The sequence below is a fragment of the Staphylococcus sp. M0911 genome (assembly GCF_003491325.1).
Classification (GTDB): Bacteria; Bacillota; Bacilli; order Staphylococcales; family Staphylococcaceae; genus Staphylococcus; species Staphylococcus warneri_A.
In genome coordinates this window covers 1483903-1498792 of record NZ_CP022881.1, presented here as the reverse complement: position 1 = coordinate 1498792, position 14890 = coordinate 1483903, and the positions used below count along the sequence as shown (strand labels likewise).

The window sequence follows — 14890 nt, the reverse complement described above, 5'->3', positions numbered from 1 at the left end:
ATGGAAGCTATGTTAAAGTTGAAAATTCCCGCTTCAACTGCAAATTTAGGTGTTGGATTTGATTCGATTGGTATGGCATTAAATAAATATCTTCATATGAACGTCAAAGCAATTCAAGGTGATAATTGGGAATTTAACTACTTTAATGAAGAACTAGAGTGTTTACCAAAGGACAAATCCAATTATATTTATCAGGTCGCTCAAAAAGTTGCTAATAAATATGATGTAGAGTTACCAGCGTTAAGTATCGATATGAGAAGTGATATACCTTTAGCAAGAGGTTTAGGTTCTTCAGCTTCAGCGTTAGTAGGTGCACTCTATATTGCTAACTATTTCGGAAATATTCAATTATCTCAGTATGAATTACTTCAACTTGCAACTGAGTTTGAAGGTCATCCTGATAATGTAGCGCCTACTATATATGGTGGATTAATTTCTGGTTATTATAATCCAGATACTAAAGTGACAGATGTTGCACGTATTGATGTACCTAAAGTAGATATCATACTAACAATACCACCTTATGAACTTAAAACTGAAGATTCTCGTCAAGCATTACCAAATACTTTTTCACATTCTAATGCAGTAAGAAATAGTGCAATCAGTAATACAATGATCTGTGCATTAATACAACACAAATATGAATTAGCTGGAAAAATGATGGAACAAGATGGTTTTCATGAACCCTATCGTCAACATTTAATTCCAGAATTTGCAACAATTAGACAAATTTCTAAAGCACACAATGCATATGCAACTGTCATTAGTGGTGCGGGACCAACAGTATTAACGATGAGTCCACGTGAACATAGTGGTGAAATAGTAAGAACTTTAAAGAAAGACATGTCACATTGTATCTCAGAATTAGTGACTATCAATGAAGTTGGTGTCATTGAAGAAGTAGTGTACCAGTGAGCTTGTTTTGATGTAAAATATAGATAAGTCATTGAAAGGAGATTCGAAATAACATGAGTAAATATAAAGTAATCGTAATGGATATGGATGACACACTAATGAATAGTGAGAATCAAGTATCTCCAGAAACACAATCTTATCTTATTGATATTCAAGACAAAGGATATAAAGTTGTTTTAGCTTCAGGAAGACCAACTGAAGGGATGTTACCTGTAGCAAGAACATTGAAATTAAATGAACATGAAAGTTATATTATTAGTTATAACGGTGGTAAAACAATTAATATGACTACAGAACAAGTAGAAGTAAGTCAAAGCGTATCTAAAGAAAATTTTGACGCGATTGTAGATTATTGCCGTGAAAAAGGCTTTTTAGTATTAACTTATGACGAAGGTTATATTATTTATGATGGCGATCATGAATACATGAATATTGAATCAGAATTAACTGGTCTACCGATGAAACGTGTGGAAGATATTAAATCTTATATTACACATAGTGTGCCAAAAGTTATGGGCGTCGATTATGTAGGTAATATTACTGAAGCGCGTATCGACTTGAATGGTTTCTTTAATGAGGACATTGATGTTACTACAAGTAAGCCCTTCTTTTTAGAATTTATGGCAAGAGATGTTTCAAAAGGTAATGCTATTACAGCATTATGTAAAAAACTAGATATTTCACTTGAAGAAGTGGTCGCATTTGGTGATAGTTTAAATGACCAATCTATGTTAGAGGTTGTTGGTCATGCTGTAGCTATGGGCAATGCAAGTGACGAATTAAAAAATATTGCGGATGAAGTAACTTTAGATAATAATTCTAATGGCATTCCACATGCTTTAAAACGTCTTTTATAATTAAATAGACTTAGGTATCTTGATGGTAACGCGATAACATATTTACTAACATGTTATCGATGTATACCAAGGACAAGTTACCTAAGTCTTTTTTTAGATTATTTTGCTGTGTGTGTCCAATCATTTTTGCCTTTATAGCGCTTAACATGTGCATAAACTTGATCCGCAGCATAATCAAGGTTTGTATAAACAGTTATAGTAAATGCTGATTGGTTTTCTTGAAACTTTTCTTCTAAAAATACTTCTTTAAGATGTGTAAATAAGTTGTTCATTTGGTCGTGATTCAAACTTGGATATTCTCGCAATGTATTCTTAACGAGTTGACCATTTTTTTCTTCTAAAGATTGCACGACAATAACAAAACGTTCGTCACTTTTAATCACATCATCGAACAAATTTGTTTGACCAATCATTGAAACCACCTCATAAGCCATTTTTCTTAACTTTATTATACATGATATTTTGTTTACAGAAAATAAACTTTAATTATAAAACAATAGTAATTTATTAATTGTTGCGCGTTCATTTTGACAAAATAAAATACACCTTTCAATTAAAATTAGTTAAACAAATCAATTGAAAGGTGTAATGAATATTAATCATTTTAATGACTTTTAATTATTTTTGAAAATATGAGAACTTAAATCCATTTCTTCAAGTTTGACAAACTTCGTTTTCTTAATCATTTTATGAACAAAGAAGATAATTGCTAGGATTAGAATAGGTGCAAAGTTTCTAATCACACTAATCCAATCACCAGAAGCAATGCTTCCGAAAGAACTACCAAATAATAAGAATAATAATGTAGCAATTACAACTATAGGACCGAATGGATAAAACGGTGCTTTATATGGTAATAATTCATTAGCATCTTTACCTTGTTTTTTAATAGCACGACGCACTCTTATTTGTGCCCAAATACTAGAGCCCCAAACAATGATGACCATCGAACCAATAATGTTTAATAAATTAAATACAGCATTAGAATTAAAATTAGCATATATTACTACAGCTACTACTAATAAATAAGTTGTTAGAATAGATCTAATCGGTAATTTAGTAGCTTTATTTAATTTGTTGAAAAATTGTGGTGCTTGTTTATCAACACTTAGTGAATAAAGCATTCTGCTTGTTGTATAAATACCTGAGTTTGCAGCTGATAATAATGAAGTTAAAATAACTGCATTAATGACTGAAGCAGCAAAAGCAATACCTATACGGTCAAATACGATTGTAAATGGACTTTGAGTAACAGATTGACTTTCATTTAATAGTAATGGATCAATATATGGGATTATTGCAGCGATAACTGCTATAGATAATACATAGAATAATAAAATTCTCCAAAATACTTGTTTAATCGCTCTAGGCATTGATTTACTTGGATCACTTGATTCTCCAGCTGTGACTGCAACAACTTCTGTACCACCTACAGAAAAGCCAGCAACTAATAAAACACTTAAGATACCTGAGATACCACCTACAAAAGGTGCTTCTCCTTTAGTATAATTTTCAAATCCATAAGAATGTCCACCTAAAATACCAAAAATCATCAAAATACCAAAAACTATAAATACAATAATTGTGACTACTTTAATTAGTGATAACCAAAACTCTGTTTCACCAAATGCTTTTACTGAGAAGATATTTAGTAGTAAAAGTAACGTAATAAATATCAAGCTCCAAGCTAAGGGACTAAAGAAATTAAAAGCATCCCAAAACTTTAACACATTTGCTGCAACAATAACGTCTACACTTGTTACAAGGGTCCACATTCCCCAATATAACCAGCCCATGGTAAAACCTAATGACGGATCAACAAATCGTGTAGAGTAAGAACTAAATGAACCAGATACTGGATAGAAAGTAGCTAATTCACCAATAGACGCCATTAAAAAATAAAGCATGATACCAATTAACAGGTAAGCAAGAATAGCGCCGCCAGGTCCAGCTTCGGAAATGACACTACCTGTGGCCACAAACAAACCAGTTCCGATTGCACCACCTATAGCAATCATGGTTATGTGTCTGGAGGTTAAACCTCTCTTCATATTATTATCTTCCATATACTGTCTCCCATCTATTTTAAATATATCCATCATTTTAATTCTTTTATACCTACTATTCAATAGTAATTTAGCACTTTAAAGCAAAATATTCAAATTTTCTGATAATTATCTAAGAAAAGGCGTTTAAGTTTCATTCATTTAGGGGATACTTTATAATGGATACTATATTATAATAATTCTAATTTAAGTGGAGGGGAATTTAATGTCTAAACAAGACGGCAAGTTAACAGGTTTATTCGGCGCACCCGTGTCTGATAGAGAAAATAGTATGACAGCAGGTCCAAGAGGTCCACTTTTAATGCAGGATATTTACTTTTTAGAGCAAATGTCACATTTTGATCGTGAAGTGATTCCTGAAAGACGTATGCATGCTAAAGGTTCTGGTGCATTTGGAACATTTACAGTCACTAACGATATTACACAATATACAAGTGCTAAAATGTTTTCAGAAGTAGGTAAACAAACTGAAATGTTCGCAAGATTTTCTACTGTATCTGGTGAAAGAGGTGCAGCAGATGCTGAGAGAGACATTCGTGGATTTGCTTTGAAATTCTATACTGAAGACGGAAACTGGGATTTAGTTGGTAATAATACGCCTGTATTCTTCTTTAGAGACCCTAAATTATTCGTAAGTTTAAATAGAGCAGTTAAAAGAGACCCAAGAACAAATATGAGAAGTGCACAAAATAACTGGGATTTCTGGACAGGATTGCCAGAAGCATTACATCAAGTGACTATTTTAATGTCTGATAGAGGTATTCCAAAAGATTTACGACATATGCATGGATTCGGTTCACACACATATTCTATGTACAATGATAAAGGTGAACGCGTATGGGTTAAATATCATTTTAGAACACAACAAGGCATTAAAAATTTAACAGATGAAGAAGCGGCTAACGTGATTGCTACGGATCGTGATTCATCACAACGTGATTTATATAATGCGATTGAAAATGGCGATTATCCTAAATGGAAAATGTATATTCAAGTAATGACAGAAGAACAAGCAAGAAATCATAAAGATAACCCATTTGATTTAACAAAAGTTTGGTACCATGGTGATTATCCATTAATTGAAGTTGGAGAATTTGAATTAAACCGCAATCCTAATAACTACTTCCAAGATGTTGAACAAGCTGCTTTTGCACCTACAAACATCGTTCCAGGTCTAGACTATTCACCAGACAAAATGTTACAAGGTCGTTTATTCTCTTATGGTGATGCTCAACGTTATAGATTAGGAGTTAACCATTGGCAAATACCAGTTAACCAACCTAAAGGTGTAGGTATTGAAAATTTATGTCCATTTAGTCGTGATGGACAAATGCGTATATTAGATGATAACCAAGGTGGCGGACCTCATTATTATCCAAATAATCAAGGTGTGTATGATTCTCAACCAGAATTTAAAAAGCCACCATTCCCAGCTGATGGTGATGGTTATGAATATAACCAACGTCAAGATGATGATAACTACTTTGAACAACCAGGTAAGTTATTTAGATTACAATCAGATGAAGCCAAAGAGAGACTCTTTACTAATACAGCAAATGCGATGGATGGTGTGACTGAGGATGTTAAACGACGTCATATTCGTCATTGTTATAAAGCAGATCCAGATTATGGTAAAGGTGTAGCGAAAGCATTAGGTATTGATATTGATTCAATTGATCTAGAAGGTGAGCAAGACGAAACTTATGAGAACTTTAAAAATTAAAAGTTAAGATTGCGCACAGAAGATTTATATGATAAAATTTTAAATCGTAAGTATTCCTAACTAGAAAGGGTGTTGAACGTGCGCGTAAATATCACATTAGCATGCACAGAATGTGGCGATCGTAACTATATCACAACTAAAAATAAAAGAAATAATCCTGAGCGTATTGAAATGAAAAAATACTGCCCAAGATTAAACAAATATACGTTACATCGTGAAACTAAATAATCACTTATCTTTCAAATACGACAATTTGAAATGCGAAAAGATCTTTTTCTTAATCGAAAAAGGTCTTTTTTTAATAAAGAAAGTCAACAATTTACTTAGCTAAGGAAATTTCAAGGTTGCAAAAATCAAAATACGTGTTATTATATAAAACGTAATAATTACGATTTGTAAAAAGAGAGGTAATAAGAATGGCTAAGAAATCAAAAATCGCAAAAGAACAAAAAAGACAAGAATTAGTAGATAAATATTTTGAATTACGAAAAGAACTTAAAGCTAAAGGTGATTATGAAGCTTTAAGAAAATTACCACGTGATTCATCACCTACACGTTTAACGCGTAGATGTAAAGTGACTGGACGTCCAAGAGGTGTATTGAGAAAATTTGAAATGTCACGTATCGCATTTAGAGAACATGCTCATAAAGGACAAATACCAGGTGTGAAAAAATCAAGTTGGTAAAACTCGTACTAAAGTCCATTTACAAGAACAATAAAACAATGTAAAGTAAGTAAGGATAATATTTTTCTGAATAAAGCAACTGATTTTGTTTTGATTATTCGGATTTTAGCTATTTATCCCAAAATATATTGTTTTTATAAAGGGGCTTTTAGATTAATATGAAAATATTTGATTATGAAGACATACAACTAATACCAAACAAATGTATTGTTGAAAGTAGATCTGAATGTGATACATCAATTCAATTCGGTCCACGTTCATTTAAACTTCCAGTTGTACCAGCTAACATGCAAACGGTTATGAATGAAGATTTAGCACAATGGTTTGCAGAAAATGACTATTTTTATATCATGCATCGATTTAATGAAGCAGCTAGAATTCCGTTTATCAAAAAAATGCAAAGTAATCATTTATTTGCATCTATTTCAGTTGGTGTAAAAAAAACCGAGTTTGAATTTATTGAACAACTCGCAAATGAAGAAATAACACCTGAATATATTACAATCGATATTGCACATGGACATTCTGATTCTGTCATTAATATGATTAAGCATATTAAATCATATTTACCTAATTCATTTGTTATTGCAGGTAATGTAGGAACACCAGAAGGCGTTAGAGAATTGGAAAATGCCGGTGCTGATGCAACGAAGGTAGGTATCGGACCTGGTCGAGTTTGTATAACTAAAATTAAGACAGGATTTGGTACAGGTGGTTGGCAATTAGCTGCACTTAATTTATGTAGTAAAGCAGCTCGAAAGCCATTGATTGCTGATGGTGGTATACGAACTCACGGTGATATTGCTAAATCAATCCGTTTTGGGGCTTCAATGGTTATGATTGGTTCATTGTTTGCAGCACACGAAGAATCACCGGGAGAAACAGTTGAACTCGAAGGTAAACGCTATAAAGAATATTTTGGTAGTGCTTCCGAATTCCAAAAGGGCGAACATAAAAACGTTGAAGGCAAAAAGATGTTTGTAGAACATAAGGGATCATTGAAAGATACTTTAAAAGAAATGCAACAAGATTTACAAAGCTCTATTTCTTATGCGGGTGGAAAAGATTTAAAATCACTTTGCACAGTAGATTATGTGATTGTTAGAAATTCAATCTTTAACGGAGATAGAGACTAAGTATCTTATGGTAGGTGACTACAATTAAAAAGTTTCTCGTATTTTTTGTCGCATGTTTATGTTTAGTGATTTTTCTGCCACTGAATGAGTTAAAGCCACTTGAAAAACTTCAAATAGAAGTTAGGCAACAGATAGATCATTGGGCATTTGGAGATTCTAATGAAGAAGATATAAGTTTGGATGTTCCAAATAAACAAGAGTTTGCTATTAATAATGTTCAAATGAATATGTCAAAAAAAGAAGTAGAAGATAAATTAGGTAAAGAAAAGCGCATCACTTCTAATGAATATGGTACCAACTGGTATACGTATTACGATGATGATTATAACCAATTTGTCATGATTAGTTATATTAAAGATAGAGTAAACGGTATGTATACTAATCAAAACTTAATTTCTTCTCAGTCTAAAATAAAATATGCGACACCTAAAAACAAGGTGAGAGATCGTTTAGGTAAACCTCTTGATGAGATAAAAAAAGGGAATAAGCGATTCGAAATTAAAAATGATGAATATGATGTATTTCACAAAAAGCATATTTATACTACAGTTTTCTATGATAAACATGAAAAGAATGGTGTCACTGCGTTATATCAAGTAAGTGACGAAATGGAAAATAGGCTTCAAGAGCAATATGGTGCACCTTCTAAATCTTTAGAAAAAAGTTTTGAATTACAGGATTTTGATATCGTTAATGCAGAAAGAAAGCAAAGACAATTATCAACATTAAGTTATTCTAAATCCATTTCTGACACTGCTAGAAAGCATAGCCAAGATATGGTAGAAAATAGTTATTTTGATCATACTGATTTAAATGGAAAATCGCCATTTGACCGATTGAAAGCAGATCGTCATGATTTTAATGCAGCTGGAGAAAATCTAGCCTATGGACAACAAAATAGTATATATGCTCACGAAGGATTAATGAATTCATTAGGACACAGAAAAAACATACTAAATGATAGCTTTTCAACTTTAGGTGTCGGCGTCGATTTTAATGATCAACGACAACCATATTGGACAGAAAATTATACTGGTTAATCGTTTAAAACAATATATGTTGGGGTACTAAGTAGTTGTAAGGAAGTAGATAGAATGTCAACTAAATCAAAACAACAACCTGATATCTTAGAAAAAGTAAAAGAAGTTTTGAATAAGAATCAAAATAAAAAGGATTAGGCTAATGGCCTAATCCTTTTTTTATAGGGGGTTATGAGGATAAGTTATGATTACATTTCTCTATATAAACCGATTACTTTTCCAACTACTATAACATTATCTAAGTAAATTGGATCCATTGTACTATTTTCTGGTTGTAATCTGTATCGGTTCTTTTCTTTATAAAATCTTTTAACTGTTGCTTCATCATCTTCAGTCATCGCAACAATGATATCGCCATTTTCTGCGATTGTTTGACTACGAACGATGACTTTATCGCCATCAAGAATACCTGCTTCAATCATACTGTCTCCAACAACATTTAAAATAAAGATATCGCTATTATGTGTGGAAGTTAAGTGTTCAGGTAATGGAAAGTATTCTTCAATATTCTCGACTGCAGTAATTGGAATACCGGCTGTTACTTTACCTATTACAGGAACATGAATCGTTTCTTCCATACTAATATTATCGTTTAATTGTTCGCTAACAATTTCAATTGCTCTAGGTTTAGTAGGATCGCGTTTAATATAGCCTTTTTCTTCTAATCTTGATAAATGACCATGAACGGTTGAACTTGAGGCCAATCCTACTGCTTCACCAATTTCGCGAACACTTGGCGGATACCCTTTTGATTGAACAATCTGCTTAATGTAATCATATATTTCGCTTTGTCTTTTCGTTAATTCTCTCATATATAGGCACTCCCTAGTTTTATTTAAGTTTATTATAGCATCTCTATAATCAAATAACAAACGTTTGTTCGTTAAAGTGTTGACATGGAACATCTGTTCTGTTAAATTATAAATACAAACGAACGTTCTAGGAGTGAAATTCATGTTAACAAAACAAACAAAGACATTTTTAACATATATAGCAGTGTTTTTAGTATCTTGCCTTATCTTTTTAGTATTCTTCTTAAGTGTTAATCAAAGTGCACATTCAGAACAAACGTACGAAATGACAGATCATGAAATTCATCAGAATGCTAACCAAAATGAACATCAAGTACCTAATAATGATGGGAACAGCGAACATAAATCTGGGTCTATGTTCGCATTAGCCCACTAAGATAGATTAAATAAAGAGAAAGTGAGCGTAACGATTTGGTTATGCTCATTTTTTTTGTTATATTTTATGGAAGGTTTATCAACGCTATATTATTATAAGAATATAAAAATATATGATATAAGGTTAGAAAATTATGATATATATATAATTGAACAATAATTGAGATGAAAGTAGGAAGTTGAATGTCTAAAAATGATTTGAATATTGATAGAATTAATGAATTAGCTAAAAAGAAGAAAGAGCAAGGTTTAACTAACGAGGAAGCAAAAGAGCAATCTAAGTTAAGAAAAAAATATCTTGATTCATTTAGAGAGGGATTCAAAAAGCAATTAGAAAATACTAAAGTGATAGATCCAGAAGGTAATGACGTTACTCCTGAAAAATTAAAGAAAATTCAACAGAATAAGAAAGAAAAATAAGCGTGAAATTTTATCATTTTAGATTTATTTTAATAGAAAAACTGAGGGATTTTTCAGATTTTTCTTTATGAATTTATATTAAAATAAGTTATAATTAATTTGAGGTATTATTTGAAGAAGGGAAGAAAATATAATGTTTAATAAAGAAGATCAATTAGCAATCGATACGATTCGTGCTTTAAGTATCGATACAATAGAGAAAGCCAATTCAGGACACCCTGGTTTACCAATGGGTGCAGCACCAATGGCATACACACTATGGACAAGACACCTAAATTTTAATCCCCAATCTAAAGATTATTTTAACAGAGATAGATTTGTATTATCAGCAGGACATGGTTCGGCATTATTATATAGCTTATTACATGTATCTGGTAGCTTAGAAATGGATGAACTTAAACAATTTAGACAATGGGGTTCTAAAACTCCAGGACATCCAGAATTCAAACATACTGATGGCGTAGAAGTAACAACAGGTCCACTAGGACAAGGTTTTGCAATGTCAGTAGGTATGGCTTTAGCGGAAAGTCATTTAGCAGGTAAATTTAACAAAGATAATTATAATGTAGTAGATCATTATACTTATGTACTTGCGTCAGATGGCGACTTAATGGAAGGTATTTCACATGAGGCAGCTTCTTTTGCCGGCCATAACCAATTAGATAAGTTAATCGTTTTATATGATTCAAATGATATTTCATTAGATGGTGATTTAGATAAAGCCTTTTCTGAAAAAACGCAATCACGTTTTGAATCATATGGATGGAATTACATCTTAGTTAAAGATGGAAATGACTTAGAAGAAATTGATAATGCAATTAATAAAGCTAAATCTCAACAAGGACCAACTATTATTGAAGTAAAAACAGTAATAGGTTTTGGTTCTCCAAATAAATCAGGTACTAACGGCGTACATGGTGCTCCATTAGGTGAAGATGAACGTAAATTAACATTAGAAGCATACGGTTTAGATCCTGAAAAACGATTTAATGTACCACAAGAAGTTTACGATATCTTCAATTCTACAATGTTAAAACGTGCTAATGAGCATGAAGAAAATTGGAAAAATAAAGTTGAAGAATATAGTAAATCTTATCCAGAACTAGCTGAAGAGTTCAAATTAGCGATTAGTGGTAAATTACCACAAAATTATGAAAAAGAATTACCTAAATTTGATGCAGAACATAATGCAGCATCTCGTGCTGACTCAGGTGAAGTTATTCAAGCATTAAGTAAACATGTGCCATCATTCTTTGGTGGATCTGCAGACTTAGCTGGTTCAAATAAGTCAAATGTTAAAGATGCTAAAGATTATGATAAAGATAATCGTGATGGCAAAAACATTTGGTTTGGTGTTCGTGAATTTGGTATGGGCGCAGCTGTTAACGGTATGGCAGCTCACGGTGGATTACATCCATACGGGGCAACATTCTTTGTTTTTAGTGACTACTTAAAACCTGCATTACGTTTATCAGCAATAATGGGATTAAATTCAACATTTGTATTTACTCATGATTCTATTGCAGTAGGTGAAGATGGTCCTACTCATGAACCAATTGAACAATTAGCTGGATTACGTGCAATTCCTAACATGAATGTTATTCGTCCAGCAGATGGTAATGAAACAAGAGTTGCTTGGGAAGTTGCTTTAGAATCTGAAAGCACGCCTACATCATTAGTACTTACACGTCAAAATTTACCAACTTTAGATGTTTCAGAAGAAACAGTAGAAGAAGGTGTGCGTAAAGGTGCATATGTCGTTTATGAATCTAAAGAAACACCTGAATATTTATTATTAGCAACTGGTTCTGAAGTAAGCTTAGCGGTTGAAGCAGCTAAAGATTTAGACGCACAAGGTAAAGGTGTTCGAGTGGTTTCTATGCCAAACTGGTTCGCATTCGAACAACAATCAGAAGACTACAAAGAATCTGTGATTCCTTCAAATATTACTAAACGTGTAGCTATTGAAATGGCATCAACATTAGGTTGGCATAAATATGTCGGTACTCAAGGTAAAGTCATTGGTATCGATGGATTTGGTGCAAGTGCTCCTGGCGACTTAGTTGTTGAAAAATATGGATTTACAAAAGAAAATGTTTTAAATCAAATTCGTGAATTTTAATTCAATGACGATTTAAATATATATTTGTAGCCTGAGACATTTATTATGTCCCAGGCTTCGTTTTTAAATATTAAAATAATTTATAAAGTACGTTTAATAAAATTAGAAAATTTGTTATGATTTTTGATGTGCATTATTTTAAGTCTTAAATTTGTCTTGAAATAAATATTTGAATCTAGTAAAATTCATTAGGATAAAGAAAGTGGGTGAAACAATGGCAACGTGGTTAGCAATTATCTTAATTGTAATAGCATTAATCGCAGGTTTAGTTGGTGGTTTCTTCTTAGCTAGAAAATATATGATGGATTATTTGAAAAAAAACCCACCTATTAATGAAGAAATGCTACGTATGATGATGATGCAAATGGGTCAAAAACCTTCTCAAAAGAAAATCAATCAAATGATGACTATGATGAACAAAAATATGGACCAAGGTATGAAAGGTCAAAAGAAATAAAAAAGATAAAAAGGATTAAGACAGTTATAAAATGCTGTCTTAATCCTTTTTTTGATATGATCATTCTTTTAAATACAATTCTTAAATGTTAAGTTAAAATTAAAATGTTTTTATAATAAGGTGAGGATTATTGGAATTATTAAGTTTATCGTTAAGAATCTATAATTAATTATTAATTTTTGAGGTGAGTGTTAATATGAATTTAGAACCAGATAGTATCATTATAGGTATTGCATCATTCTTATCGGTTTTAATAGGGTCATTCATTGGCAATCAACTTAAAGTGCATGTGGTTTTACGATTATTGTTAACATTTATTATCACGGTTATATTATTATTCTTTTTCTGGTGGTTAGGATATGTCATTTATGATAAATGACATATGCATACTGTTTTATTCTTATACTACAATAAAAGTTAAGTGCTTTATGAGAATTCAAAAGTTAAATAAAGTTTAAATTGTTTGATTTTGTGGGAAGCATTTCTTAAATTAAAAGCTATGAAAATATACATGATTAATGATATACTAACACGTGATTAAAAAAGAGTATTGCAGTTTAGAATATATGAGAAGGTGTAACAGTGGCATATTTAATATTTTCAATTGTAGTTGCATTCTTGATGGGTGCAGTTGTTATTGTGATTCGTATGAAAGCACAAAAATTTCCAGTCAATGAAAAGAAAATTATTTTACCACCATTTTTCATGGCAACGGGTGCTTTAATGTATGTAATACCGTATTTTAGATTAACAGGGATTGAGATACTAGAATCTTTTGTCTTAGGTGTTTTATTTTCAACAGTCTTAATATGGACATCACGTTTCGAAGTAAAAGGTAGCGAGATTTATATGAAACGTTCAAAAGCATTTCCAATTATCTTGATATCACTATTAGTTATACGTACTGTTATAAAAATATTCATTAGCAATGAGATTGACCCAGGAGAGATTGCTGGTATGTTTTTCTTATTAGCTTTTTGTATGATAGTACCATGGAGATTAGCGATGTATTACAAGTACAAAAAAGTAAAAAAATCTATTGTTCATTAAATATATAAGAGCCACTTATCTACTGAGATGAGTGGTTTTTTGCTTGAAATATGTGAGAAAAAGTATTATGATTAATACGAACAAACGTTCTATTCGGAGGTAAAAAATGAAGGTAATCCATACAGCAGATTGGCATCTAGGTCGCATTTTAAATGGTAAACAATTACTTGAAGATCAAAGGTATGTATTAGATCAATTTATAAATCAAATGAAAGAAGAAAAACCAGACATAATCGTTATTGCTGGAGACTTATACGATACTACATATCCAGGTAAAGATACGATTAAATTATTCGAAAAGACGATTTCCAAGTTAAATATTGATTTAAAAATTCCAGTTATTTTAATTAGTGGAAATCATGATGGAAAAGAGCGTTTGAATTATGGTGCAAGTTGGTTCGAACATAGTAATTTATATATTAGAACTAAATTAGAAAATATGACACAGCCCATTCGTATTAATGGTATCAATTTTTATACATTACCTTTTGCAACTGTTGCTGAAGTACAACACTATTTTAAAGATGACTCAATTCAAACACATCAACAAGCATTGGATAAATGTATAACTAGTATGTCAGAAACACTTCAACCTCAAGACATTAATGTATTGATTGGCCATTTAACTGTACAAGGTGGTAAGACATCCGATTCAGAAAGACCATTAACTATAGGTACTGTCGAAACAGTAGAAAGAAAATCATTTAATATTTTTGATTTTGTCATGTTAGGACACTTACATCATCCATTTAGTATTAATGAAGACACTATTAAATACAGTGGATCATTACTTCAATATTCTTTTTCAGAAGTAGGGCAACCTAAAGGTTATCGAGTAGTCAAGTTTAATCAAAAAAATGATATTCAAGATTATTTTGTTCCAATAGAACCATTGAGAAAATTAGAAATAGTCACAGGTGATTATCAAGACGTTATACAAGAAAAGGTAAACGTATCAAATAAGAATAATTATATCCATTTCAAATTAAGAAATATGTCTCATATTACAGATCCTATTATTAACTTGAAACAAATCTATCCCAATACATTAGCATTAACAAACGAAACGTTTGAGCACCATGAAGCAATTCAACACATTGAAATAAAAAAAGAAGATGATCTATCAATTATTAATAATTTTTATAAAACAATCACCAATGAGCAATTGACTGATGTTCAAGAAAAGAAAATGAATCAAATTATTAATGATTTGATAAGAAAGGAAGATTAA

The 14890-nt window shown here is 31.5% G+C and carries 17 protein-coding genes; 14 read left to right on the top strand and 3 right to left on the bottom strand.

Going from position 1 to position 14890, the window contains the following annotated elements:
• Both thrB and ssp1_RS07240 read left to right on the top strand, forming a co-directional pair.
• Entirely contained in the window at positions 1 to 915 is a 915-nt protein-coding gene (gene thrB, locus ssp1_RS07245; protein WP_075778836.1) for a homoserine kinase, read from the top strand.
• A gap of 53 nt (positions 916 to 968) precedes the next feature.
• Entirely contained in the window at positions 969 to 1772 is an 804-nt protein-coding gene (locus tag ssp1_RS07240; protein WP_002451294.1) for a Cof-type HAD-IIB family hydrolase, read from the top strand.
• 98 nt (positions 1773 to 1870) lie between these two features.
• Here ssp1_RS07240 and ssp1_RS07235 read toward each other — a convergent pair whose 3' ends face one another.
• Both ssp1_RS07235 and ssp1_RS07230 read right to left on the bottom strand, forming a co-directional pair.
• Complete coding sequence (locus ssp1_RS07235) at positions 1871 to 2185, bottom strand: hypothetical protein (RefSeq protein WP_002451295.1); 315 nt, start codon at positions 2183 to 2185, stop codon at positions 1871 to 1873.
• Between the two features lie 201 nt (positions 2186 to 2386).
• Positions 2387 to 3838 carry an amino acid permease gene (locus ssp1_RS07230; RefSeq protein WP_075778835.1) on the bottom strand — a complete coding sequence of 484 codons (1452 nt, stop codon included), beginning with the start codon at positions 3836 to 3838 and terminating at the stop codon, positions 2387 to 2389.
• 205 nt (positions 3839 to 4043) lie between these two features.
• Here ssp1_RS07230 and ssp1_RS07225 point away from each other — a divergent pair, with 205 nt between their 5' ends.
• The 5 genes from ssp1_RS07225 to ssp1_RS07205 all read left to right on the top strand — a co-directional run bounded on the left by ssp1_RS07225 (position 4044) and on the right by ssp1_RS07205 (position 8423).
• Positions 4044 to 5561, top strand: a complete 1518-nt coding sequence (locus ssp1_RS07225; RefSeq protein WP_075778834.1) for a catalase — start codon at positions 4044 to 4046, stop codon at positions 5559 to 5561.
• A gap of 78 nt (positions 5562 to 5639) precedes the next feature.
• Positions 5640 to 5789, top strand: coding sequence for a 50S ribosomal protein L33 (gene rpmG / locus ssp1_RS07220; protein WP_001831295.1), 150 nt, complete (start codon positions 5640 to 5642; stop codon positions 5787 to 5789).
• A gap of 188 nt (positions 5790 to 5977) precedes the next feature.
• On the top strand, positions 5978 to 6247 hold the full coding sequence (gene rpsN / locus ssp1_RS07215) for a 30S ribosomal protein S14 (protein WP_002451298.1): 270 nt from the start codon (positions 5978 to 5980) through the stop codon (positions 6245 to 6247).
• A gap of 158 nt (positions 6248 to 6405) precedes the next feature.
• On the top strand, positions 6406 to 7383 hold the full coding sequence (gene guaC / locus ssp1_RS07210) for a GMP reductase (RefSeq protein WP_075778833.1): 978 nt from the start codon (positions 6406 to 6408) through the stop codon (positions 7381 to 7383).
• 14 nt (positions 7384 to 7397) lie between these two features.
• Positions 7398 to 8423: a CAP domain-containing protein gene (locus tag ssp1_RS07205; RefSeq protein WP_080496619.1), complete on the top strand. Its 1026-nt coding sequence runs from the start codon at positions 7398 to 7400 to the stop codon at positions 8421 to 8423.
• A gap of 188 nt (positions 8424 to 8611) precedes the next feature.
• Here the strand turns inward: ssp1_RS07205 and lexA are convergent, their stop codons facing one another.
• Entirely contained in the window at positions 8612 to 9235 is a 624-nt protein-coding gene (gene lexA / locus ssp1_RS07200) for a transcriptional repressor LexA (RefSeq protein ID WP_002451301.1), read from the bottom strand.
• A 142-nt stretch (positions 9236 to 9377) separates the two neighbouring features.
• Here lexA and sosA point away from each other — a divergent pair, with 142 nt between their 5' ends.
• The 7 genes from sosA to sbcD all read left to right on the top strand — a co-directional run bounded on the left by sosA (position 9378) and on the right by sbcD (position 14890).
• Positions 9378 to 9611: a DNA damage-induced cell division inhibitor SosA gene (gene sosA, locus ssp1_RS07195; RefSeq protein ID WP_002451302.1), complete on the top strand. Its 234-nt coding sequence runs from the start codon at positions 9378 to 9380 to the stop codon at positions 9609 to 9611.
• A 182-nt stretch (positions 9612 to 9793) separates the two neighbouring features.
• Complete coding sequence (locus ssp1_RS07190; protein ID WP_002451303.1) at positions 9794 to 10030, top strand: DUF896 domain-containing protein; 237 nt, start codon at positions 9794 to 9796, stop codon at positions 10028 to 10030.
• A gap of 133 nt (positions 10031 to 10163) precedes the next feature.
• Positions 10164 to 12152 carry a transketolase gene (tkt, locus tag ssp1_RS07185; protein ID WP_118828164.1) on the top strand — a complete coding sequence of 663 codons (1989 nt, stop codon included), beginning with the start codon at positions 10164 to 10166 and terminating at the stop codon, positions 12150 to 12152.
• Between the two features lie 214 nt (positions 12153 to 12366).
• The gene (locus ssp1_RS07180) at positions 12367 to 12609 is read left to right on the top strand and encodes a YneF family protein (RefSeq protein ID WP_015365032.1); all 243 of its coding nucleotides are present in this window, start codon (positions 12367 to 12369) and stop codon (positions 12607 to 12609) included.
• 196 nt (positions 12610 to 12805) lie between these two features.
• Complete coding sequence (locus tag ssp1_RS07175; RefSeq protein WP_002451306.1) at positions 12806 to 12988, top strand: hypothetical protein; 183 nt, start codon at positions 12806 to 12808, stop codon at positions 12986 to 12988.
• 203 nt (positions 12989 to 13191) lie between these two features.
• The gene (locus tag ssp1_RS07170; protein WP_049425459.1) at positions 13192 to 13659 is read left to right on the top strand and encodes a CcdC family protein; all 468 of its coding nucleotides are present in this window, start codon (positions 13192 to 13194) and stop codon (positions 13657 to 13659) included.
• Between the two features lie 106 nt (positions 13660 to 13765).
• Positions 13766 to 14890, top strand: coding sequence for an exonuclease subunit SbcD (sbcD, locus tag ssp1_RS07165; RefSeq protein WP_075778830.1), 1125 nt, complete (start codon positions 13766 to 13768; stop codon positions 14888 to 14890).